Annotated in this window: 10 protein-coding genes; 5 read left to right on the forward strand and 5 right to left on the reverse strand. The window is 61.0% G+C overall.

Annotated elements, in window-relative coordinates; genetic code table 11:
* The 5 genes from PMI35_RS00440 to PMI35_RS00420 form a co-directional block, all read right to left on the reverse strand.
* Nucleotides 1–359 (reverse strand): 2Fe-2S iron-sulfur cluster-binding protein (locus PMI35_RS00440; protein WP_008066592.1); only part of this gene is annotated, 359 nt, incomplete at its 3' end.
* A complete protein-coding gene (ubiD, locus tag PMI35_RS00435) occupies nt 359–1825 on the reverse strand; it encodes a 4-hydroxy-3-polyprenylbenzoate decarboxylase (RefSeq protein ID WP_008066594.1) in 1467 nt (488 codons plus the stop codon). The genes PMI35_RS00440 and ubiD, both read right to left, overlap by 1 nt.
* Before the next feature lie 140 nt (nt 1826–1965).
* Complete coding sequence (gene rho, locus PMI35_RS00430; protein WP_003206716.1) at nt 1966–3225, reverse strand: transcription termination factor Rho; 1260 nt, start codon at nt 3223–3225, stop codon at nt 1966–1968.
* A 248-nt stretch (nt 3226–3473) separates the two neighbouring features.
* Nucleotides 3474–3803: a thioredoxin TrxA gene (gene trxA, locus PMI35_RS00425; protein WP_003206727.1), complete on the reverse strand. Its 330-nt coding sequence runs from the start codon at nt 3801–3803 to the stop codon at nt 3474–3476.
* 121 nt (nt 3804–3924) lie between these two features.
* A complete protein-coding gene (locus tag PMI35_RS00420; RefSeq protein ID WP_008066603.1) occupies nt 3925–4632 on the reverse strand; it encodes a FadR/GntR family transcriptional regulator in 708 nt (235 codons plus the stop codon).
* A 256-nt stretch (nt 4633–4888) separates the two neighbouring features.
* Here PMI35_RS00420 and PMI35_RS00415 point away from each other — a divergent pair, with 256 nt between their 5' ends.
* The 5 genes from PMI35_RS00415 (at nt 4889) to ppx (ending at nt 9474) form a co-directional block, all read left to right on the forward strand.
* Nucleotides 4889–5674, forward strand: a complete 786-nt coding sequence (locus PMI35_RS00415) for a transporter substrate-binding domain-containing protein (protein WP_008066605.1) — start codon at nt 4889–4891, stop codon at nt 5672–5674.
* Between the two features lie 22 nt (nt 5675–5696).
* Nucleotides 5697–6365 (forward strand): amino acid ABC transporter permease, encoded by a 669-nt coding sequence (locus tag PMI35_RS00410; protein ID WP_008066606.1) that lies wholly within the window; start codon nt 5697–5699, stop codon nt 6363–6365.
* Entirely contained in the window at nt 6362–7012 is a 651-nt protein-coding gene (locus tag PMI35_RS00405; protein ID WP_008066608.1) for an amino acid ABC transporter permease, read from the forward strand. Before PMI35_RS00410 ends, PMI35_RS00405 begins: the two co-directional genes overlap by 4 nt.
* Complete coding sequence (locus PMI35_RS00400) at nt 6999–7736, forward strand: amino acid ABC transporter ATP-binding protein (protein ID WP_008066611.1); 738 nt, start codon at nt 6999–7001, stop codon at nt 7734–7736. The genes PMI35_RS00405 and PMI35_RS00400 overlap by 14 nt, the downstream gene beginning before the upstream one ends.
* A gap of 235 nt (nt 7737–7971) precedes the next feature.
* On the forward strand, nt 7972–9474 hold the full coding sequence (ppx, locus tag PMI35_RS00395) for an exopolyphosphatase (RefSeq protein WP_008066615.1): 1503 nt from the start codon (nt 7972–7974) through the stop codon (nt 9472–9474).
* The last annotated feature ends 71 nt before the right edge of the window (nt 9475–9545 follow it).

Consider the following 9545-nt stretch of genomic DNA (forward strand, 5'->3'; position numbering starts at 1 on the left):
GGTGGCTTGCCGGCGGGGGCCCGCAGCCGCACCCGCCAGGTATCGCCGCCGACCTCGGTGCAACTGGTGACCTGACACGACAGACTGCGCACCGGCAATTCTCCCAGCGCGAGCACGCCATCCCACAGCACGATGCAGTCTTCCAGCGGCTCTGCTATGCAAGTGTAGAACTCGCCATGGTCGCGCACGAGACCTGACTGCTCGACGCGCCCTTCCACCAGCAGTGCAGCGCACACATGGCAGTTACCGTTGCGACAGCTTTGCGGGCATTCATAGCCCAGGCGGCGCGCGCCATCGAGAATCCGCTCGCCGGGCAAGATATCCAGTACGGCTCCGGAGGGCTGCAAGGTTACACGCATCAATCTATTCCTAACTGATTCCAGATGGCATCGATCCGCTGGGTCACGGCGTCGTCCTTGACGATTACACGGCCCCACTCGCGCGTGGTTTCACCCGGCCATTTATGCGTGGCATCGAGCCCCATCTTCGAACCCAGGCCGGACACCGGCGAGGCGAAGTCGAGGTAGTCGATCGGCGTGTTCTCGATCATCACCGTGTCACGCTTGGGGTCCATGCGCGTGGTGATGGCCCAGATCACGTCGTTCCAGTCCCGCGCGTTGATATCGTCGTCGGTGACGATAACGAACTTGGTGTACATGAACTGTCGCAAAAACGACCAGACACCCAGCATTACCCGCTTGGCATGCCCCGGGTACGACTTCTTCATGGTCACGACGGCCATGCGGTACGAGCAACCTTCGGGCGGCAGGTAGAAGTCGGTGATCTCCGGGAACTGCTTTTGCAGGATCGGCACGAACACTTCGTTCAGCGCCACGCCGAGAATCGCCGGCTCATCCGGCGGACGACCAGTGTAAGTACTGTGATAAATCGGCCTGATCCGATGGGTAATGCGCTCGACCGTGAACACCGGGAAGCTGTCGACTTCGTTGTAGTAACCGGTGTGGTCGCCGTACGGACCTTCATCGGCCATCTCGCCCGGGTGGATCACGCCTTCAAGGATGATCTCGGCGGTGGCCGGCACTTGCAGGTCGTTGCCGCGGCATTTCACCAGCTCGGTACGGTTGCCGCGCAGCAGGCCGGCGAAGGCGTACTCGGAGAGGCTGTCCGGCACCGGGGTCACGGCACCCAGAATGGTCGCCGGGTCAGCACCCAGTGCCACAGCCACCGGGAACGGCTGGCCAGGATGTTTTTCACACCATTCACGGTAATCCAGCGCGCCGCCACGGTGGCTCAGCCAGCGCATGATGACCTTGTTGCGGCCAATCACTTGCTGACGGTAGATGCCGAGGTTCTGCCGGTCCTTGTTCGGACCCTTGGTGACCGTCAGGCCCCAGGTGATCAGCGGTGCGACGTCGCCTGGCCAGCAGGTCTGCACGGGCAAGGTCGACAGATCGACGTCGTCGCCTTCGATGACCACTTCCTGGCAGATCGCATCCTTGACCACCTTGGGTGCCATCGAGATGATCTTGCGGAAGATCGGCAGCTTGGACCAGGCATCTTTCAGCCCCTTTGGCGGCTCGGGCTCCTTGAGGAACGCCAGCAATTTGCCGATCTCGCGCAGTTCGCTGACCGCTTCGGCGCCCATGCCCAGCGCCACGCGCTCGGGGGTGCCGAACAGGTTGCCGAGCACGGGAATGTCAAAACCGGTGGGCTTTTCGAAAAGCAGGGCCGGGCCCTTGGCGCGCAAGGTGCGATCGCAGACCTCGGTCATTTCGAGCACTGGGGACACCGGAACCTGGATGCGCTTGAGTTCGCCGCGCTGTTCCAGGCCGCTGATAAAGTCGCGCAAGTCGCGATACTGCATGCGTGAGCCTCGTGTTGGCCGTGGCGTTCGGGGTGGGCAGTTTAGCGCCGAACCCCTTTATTCAGAACCACGAACTGCCGCTTGAGCAAAATTCAGATAGCAAAAAGCCGGGTTTCCCCGGCTTTTGCTGGTCTATCGACTTACTTGCGCTTCATCGACAGGAAGAACTCATCGTTGGTCTTGGTCGTTTTCAGCTTGTCGACCAGGAACTCGATGGCAGCCACTTCGTCCATCGGGTGCAGCAGCTTGCGCAGGATCCACATGCGCTGCAGCTCGTCGTCGGCGGTCAGCAGCTCTTCGCGACGGGTACCCGAACGGTTGATGTTGATAGCCGGGAACACACGCTTTTCAGCGATGCGGCGATCCAGAGGCAGTTCCATGTTGCCGGTGCCTTTGAATTCCTCGTAGATCACTTCGTCCATCTTCGAGCCGGTTTCAACCAGCGCGGTGGCGATGATGGTCAGCGAGCCGCCTTCTTCGATGTTCCGCGCGGCGCCGAAGAAACGCTTCGGTTTCTCCAGGGCGTGGGCATCGACACCACCGGTCAATACCTTGCCGGAGCTCGGGATCACGGTGTTGTAGGCACGGGCCAGACGGGTGATGGAGTCGAGCAGGATCACCACGTCCTTCTTGTGTTCGACCAGGCGCTTGGCCTTCTCGATCACCATTTCGGCAACCTGCACGTGGCGGGTTGGCGGCTCGTCGAACGTCGAGGCAACCACTTCGCCGCGCACGGTGCGCTGCATCTCGGTTACTTCTTCCGGACGTTCGTCGATCAGCAATACGATCAGATGAACTTCAGGATTGTTACGCGCAATGTTCGCCGCGATGTTCTGCAGCATGATCGTCTTACCGGCTTTCGGCGGTGCAACGATCAGACCGCGCTGGCCTTTACCGATCGGGGCGCACAGGTCGATGACTCGACCGGTCAAGTCTTCGGTGGAACCGTTACCGGCTTCCATCTTCATGCGCACGGTCGGGAACAGCGGGGTCAGGTTCTCGAAGAGAATCTTGTTTTTCGCGTTTTCCGGACGGTCGAAGTTGATCGTGTCGACCTTGAGCAGCGCGAAATAACGCTCGCCTTCCTTCGGAGGGCGGATCTTGCCAACGATGGTGTCACCGGTGCGCAAGTTGAAGCGACGGATCTGGCTCGGCGAGACATAGATATCGTCTGGGCCGGCGAGATAGGAGGCGTCTGCAGAGCGGAGGAAGCCGAAGCCGTCCTGGAGAATCTCCAGCACGCCATCACCGGAGATTTCCTCGCCGCTTTTCGCGTGCTTTTTCAGCAGGGAGAAAATCACGTCCTGCTTGCGCGAACGGGCCATATTTTCTATGCCCATCTGTTCGGCCAATTCGAGCAGTTCGGTAATCGGCTTTTGCTTGAGTTCAGTCAGATTCATATAGGAATGACGTAATCATTTATGGAGGGGGGAAATTAAGCTTTTGGCTTAATGAGGCCGCGCCGCGGAGAAGGCGACAGGATCGCGTACTTATTCGAAAAGGAGAGCGTCGGCGACGGCTAGCAGGGGGCACTGGAGAAACCAGCGCGGGGCCGAATGTAACACCTGAGTTTCGGAGCGTCTAGCCCTCTACAACGAAAAAAGCCCCGCTAATTGCGGGGCCTTTTTCTGACACGCTGTAACGACGCTTAGATGTTGGCGTCGAGGAAAGCCGCCAGTTGCGACTTCGACAGTGCGCCGACCTTGGTCGCTTCAACGTTGCCATTCTTGAACAGCATCAGCGTCGGGATACCACGCACGCCGTGCTTGGCGGGGGTTTCCTGGTTTTCGTCGATGTTCAGTTTGGCAACGGTCAGCTTGCCTTTGTAAGTCTCTGCAATTTCGTCCAGGACAGGAGCGATCATTTTGCAAGGGCCGCACCACTCAGCCCAGTAGTCGACCAGTACAGCGCCTTCAGCCTTGAGTACGTCGGCCTCGAAGCTAGCGTCGCTAACGTGTTTGATAAGATCGCTGCTCATGGAATTCTCCAGGGTTGTAAGCAAAAAAACGTGGCCCATCATAACGGCCCTTCCCTCGTTCAGGAAGGTGCAGATGATTGAGTCTCGCTATGGTGTTCCATGAGTTTGGGTATAGCCCAGGTCACGCCGTGGCGGGAGCGACGAAGGCAATTCCAGTACGCAGCGCCGCGTTGCGCACGTGTTCGTGCATGGCCTTTTGTGCAGCCCCCGAGGCCCGGCGCGCCAGCGCGCGGAGGATTTTGCGGTGTTCCTGCCAGGTTTCCATGGCCCGCTCGGCCCGGATGAACGGTAGCTTCTGGCTTTCCAGGAAGATGTCGGCGCTGGCCGTCAGGATGCTGAGCATTGCCTGGTTGCCGCTGGCCAGCAAAATGCGTCGGTGGAATTCAAAGTCCAGGCGGGCCGCCGCTTCGAAGTCGCACCGCTTGAGCTCGTCGCGCATGGCGGCGACGTTATCTTCCAGTGCATCGAGCTCATCGATGCTCAAGGTCACGGCCGCCAGACCCGCAGCAAAGCCCTCAAGCGCATAGCGCAACTGGAAGATATCCAGGGGCGAAGCCTGTGCCGCAAACGGCCAACCGGGTGCCGCCTCACCCCGGGGCAGCTCCACGGGCGCCTGCACGAACACGCCTTTACCCGGCTGGATACTGATGACACCCAGGGCGCTGAGCGATGACAACGCCTCGCGCAACGATGCCCGACTGACACCCAATTGCACGGCCAGGTCCCGTTGCGAGGGCAAGGCATCCCCCGGCCCGAAACCCTGTTCGGTGATCAGTTTGCGGATGGCTTGCAGCGCCACTTCAGGTACGGCGCGAGAGATCGAGTTCATGGTTTTCCAGTCGAACCAGGCCAATGTGCGATCAGTTGTAAAGCTATTCGCCGCGCCCGGCAAGTCGTGCCCCATGGGGGTTCGATTGCATTCGCGGTTGCGCCATCGGGGTGCGAAAGGCCACCTGACTGTTCAGACCAGTAAGACCGTGGGACGCCAGCAAAACCGCGGCCTGGCGCCCCGAAGCCGGCATGTTGGCATGGCCCGTGCTCTGTCGATCCGCAGAAATCACTTCTCGAAGATCCGGAGACTTGCCATGACCCAGCGTTACAGCGCCCTCCTCGCTGCCTTGTTCACCAGCCTCGTGCTGTGTCAGGCCCCCGCCCACGCCGACGCCCTGGAAGATGTGGTCAAGCGCGGCGTCCTCAAGGTCGCCGTACCGCAGGACTTCCCGCCCTTCGGCTCGGTCGGCCCGGACATGAAGCCGCGCGGCCTGGATATCGACACCGCGAAACTGCTGGCTGACCAGCTCAAGGTCAAACTCGAACTGACCCCGGTCAACAGCACCAACCGCATCCCGTTCCTCACCACCGGCAAGGTCGACCTGGTGATCTCCAGCCTGGGCAAGAACCCCGAGCGGGAAAAAGTCATCGACTTCTCCCGCGCCTATGCGCCTTTCTATCTCGCCGTGTTCGGGCCGCCAGACGCCGACATCAAGAGCCTGGACGACCTCAAGGGCAAAACCATCAGCGTCACCCGTGGCGCCATCGAAGACATCGAACTGACCAAGGTCGCCCCCGAAGGCGTGACCATCAAGCGTTTCGAAGACAACAACTCGACCATCGCCGCTTACCTGGCCGGGCAAGTGGACCTGATCGCCAGCGGCAACGTGGTGATGGTCGCGATCAGCGAGAAGAGCCCCAAACGCGTGCCGGCGCTGAAAGTGAAGCTCAAGGATTCGCCGGTCTACGTGGGCATCAACAAGAACGAGCCGGCGCTGCTGGACAAGGTCAACCAGATCCTCGTGACCGCCAAGAGCGACGGCGCGCTGGAGAAAAACGCCCTGGCCTGGTTGAAAGAACCGCTGCCGGCCGACCTCTGATCCGGGGCGCAGGAGACACGCTATGGCTTATCAGTTCGATTTCTTGCCGGTGGTGCACAACACCGACCTGTTGCTGCGCGGTGCGTTGTTCACCCTTGAGCTGACGGCCATCGGCGCGGTGCTGGGGGTGGGCCTGGGCATCGTCGGGGCGCTGGTGCGGGCGTGGAACATCCGCCCCTTCGCCGGGGTTTTCGCGGTCTACGTCGAGTTGATCCGCAATACGCCGTTCCTGGTGCAGTTGTTTTTCATCTTCTTTGGCCTGCCGTCACTGGGCGTGCAGATTTCCGAATGGCAGGCAGCGGTGCTGGCGATGGTGATCAATCTGGGGGCCTACTCGACCGAGATCATCCGTGCCGGTGTCCAGGCAATCCCGCGAGGCCAGCTGGAGGCCGCGGCGGCACTGGCGATGACGCGTTTCGAAGCCTTCCGCCACGTGGTGCTGCTGCCAGCGCTGGGCAAGGTCTGGCCGGCCCTGAGCAGCCAGATCATCATCGTCATGCTCGGTTCGGCGGTCTGTTCGCAGATCGCCACCGAAGAGCTGAGCTTCGCCGCCAACTTCATCCAGTCGCGCAACTTCCGCGCCTTTGAAACCTATGCCCTGACCACGCTGCTCTATTTGTGCATGGCCTTGTTGATCCGCCAGTTGCTGAACTGGATCGGCCACCGGTTCATTGCCAGGAGCAGCCGATGAGCGACTTCACCTTCTGGGACATCGTGCGCAACCTGCTCACGGGCCTGCAATGGACACTGGCGTTGTCGCTGGTGGCGTTCGTGGGCGGCGGGCTGATCGGCTTGCTGATCATGCTGATGCGCCTCTCGAAGAAATCCCTGCCGCGCAGCGTTGCCCGCACCTACATCGAACTGTTCCAGGGCACGCCGCTGTTGATGCAGCTGTTCCTGGTGTTCTTCGGGGTGGCGCTGGCCGGGGTGGAGATTTCGCCGTGGGCCGCGGCGGCAATCGCCCTGACGTTGTTCACCAGCGCCTATCTGGCGGAGATCTGGCGCGGTTGCGTCGAGTCGATCCCCCACGGCCAGTGGGAAGCCGCGTCGAGCCTGGCGCTGAACCCTCTGGAGCAACTGCGCTACGTGATTTTGCCGCAAGCGCTGCGCATCGCCGTGGCGCCGACCGTGGGTTTCTCGGTGCAAGTGGTCAAAGGCACTGCCGTGACCTCGATCATCGGTTTCACAGAATTGACCAAGACCGGCGGCATGTTGGCCAACGCCACTTTCGAACCCTTCATGGTCTACGGCCTGGTCGCCCTCGGCTACTTCCTGCTCTGCTACCCCTTGTCCCTCAGTGCGCGCTACCTGGAAAGGAGACTGCATGCCTCTGCTTAGAATTTCCGCCCTGCATAAATACTACGGCGACCACCATGTGCTCAAAGGCATCGACCTGAGCGTCGAGCAAGGCCAGGTGGTGGCGATCATCGGCCGCAGCGGCTCGGGCAAGTCGACCTTGCTGCGCACCCTCAACGGCCTGGAATCGATCAACGATGGCGTCATCGAAGTCGACGGCGAATACCTCGACGCCGCCCGCGCCGACCTGCGCAGCCTGCGGCAGAAAGTCGGGATGGTGTTCCAGCAGTTCAACCTGTTCCCACACCTGACGGTCGGCGAGAACGTGATGCTTGCGCCGCAAGTGGTGCAGAAAGTACCGAAAACCAAAGCCACCGAACTGGCGCGGCAGATGCTGGAGCGGGTCGGGCTGGGGGAGAAGTTCGACGCCTTCCCCGATCGACTGTCCGGCGGCCAGCAACAGCGGGTGGCGATCGCCCGCGCGCTGGCGATGTCGCCCAAGGTGTTGCTGTGCGACGAAATCACCTCGGCACTGGACCCGGAACTGGTCAATGAAGTGTTGAGCGTGGTTCGGCAACTGGCCAAGGAAGGCATGACGCTGATCATGGTCACCCATGAGATGCGCTTTGCCCGGGAAGTTGGGGATAAGTTGGTGTTCATGCATCAGGGGTTGGTGCATGAGGTGGGGGATCCGAAGGAGTTGTTTGCCAATCCGCGGACGGTGGAGTTGGCGAATTTCATTGGGACCGTGGAGGCGGCGGGCTGAAAGGTCTTCGGTGGCTGTCAGGCCCTCTTCGCGGGCAAGCCCGCTCCCACAGTGACCCGTGTAAATCTACAATTTTGTGATCGACACAAAAACCTGTGGGAGCGGGCTTGCCCGCGATTGACCGCGCAGCGGTCACTGACATTGCTGCGCTGGATCAAGGCTTTGAACACAACGCGTTGGCGCCAGCCTGTGATCGTGGCACGATGTCGAGGTTAACGACCGAGACCCCCTGACCATGCCGCAATCCCAAGCCAAGAATCTGTCCCTGATCGCCGCAATCGACCTGGGCTCCAACAGCTTTCACATGGTCGTGGCCAAGGCCCAGAACGGCGAAATCCGCATTCTCGAACGTCTCGGGGAGAAGGTTCAGCTGGCCGCCGGTATCGACGACGAACGTCATCTCAGCGAAGAATCCATGCAACGCGGGCTCGATTGCCTCAAGCGTTTCGCCCAACTGATCAACGGTATGCCTACGGGCGCCGTGCGGATCGTCGGCACCAACGCCCTGCGTGAAGCCCGTAACCGCAACGAATTCATCCACCGTGCCGAAGAAATCCTCGGCCACCCGGTGGAAGTCATCTCCGGCCGTGAAGAAGCGCGCCTGATCTATCTCGGCGTGTCCCACACCCTCGCCGACACCCCGGGCAAACGCCTGGTGGCCGACATCGGCGGCGGCAGTACCGAATTCATCATCGGTCAGCGCTTCGAGCCATTGTTGCGCGAAAGCCTGCAGATGGGCTGCGTCAGCTACACCCAGCGTTATTTCAAGGACGGCAAGATCACCCCGGCCCGCTACGCCCAGGCGTATACGGCAGCACGGCTGGAGATCATGAGCATCGAACACGCCCTGCACCGCCTGACCTGGGATGAAGCCATTGGCTCCTCGGGCACCATCCGCGCCATCGGCCTGGCGCTGAAGGCCGGCGGCCACGGCAGCGGCGAAGTGAATGCCGAAGGCCTGTCCTGGCTCAAGCGCAAGCTGATCAAACTGGGCGATGTCGAGAAAATCGACTTCGAAGGCATCAAGCCGGACCGTCGGGCGATTTTCCCGGCAGGCCTGGCCATCCTCGAAGCCATCTTCGATTCCCTTGAACTGCAACGCATGGACCACTGTGAAGGCGCGTTGCGCGAAGGTGTGCTCTATGACCTGCTGGGTCGTCATCATCACGAAGACGTGCGTGAACGCACCCTGACCTCGCTGATGGAGCGTTATCACGTCGACCTGGAACAGGCGGTGCGAGTCGAACGCAAGGCCCTGCATGCCTTCGATCAGGTGGCCAGGGACTGGGACCTGGAAGACGGCGTCTGGCGCGAACTGCTCGGCTGGGCGGCCAAGGTGCATGAAGTTGGCCTGGACATCGCCCACTATCAGTACCACAAGCACGGCGCCTACCTGATCGAGCACTCGGACCTGGCCGGTTTCTCCCGCGAAGACCAGCTGATGCTCGCACTGCTGGTGCGCGGTCACCGCCGTAACATTCCCAAAGACAAGTTCGCCGAATTCGGCGATGACGGCATCAAGCTGATTCGCCTGTGCGTGTTGCTGCGCTTCGCGATCCTGTTCCATCACATCCGCGGCACCCAGCAAATGCCCCAGGTGGAACTGAACGCCAATGGCAACAGCCTGGAAGTGGTGTTCCCGGAGCACTGGTTGGAGGACAACCAGCTGACCCAGGCCGACTTCGAGATCGAAGCGCAGTGGCTCACGCGCGTCGATACCGTACTGACTGTACGCTGAACCTGTAGGAGCTGCCGCAGGCTGCGATCTTTTGATCTTGTTTTGAAGGGCAAAATCAAAAGATCGCAGCC

This window comes from Pseudomonas sp. GM78 (assembly GCF_000282475.1).
Classification (GTDB): Bacteria; Pseudomonadota; Gammaproteobacteria; order Pseudomonadales; family Pseudomonadaceae; genus Aquipseudomonas.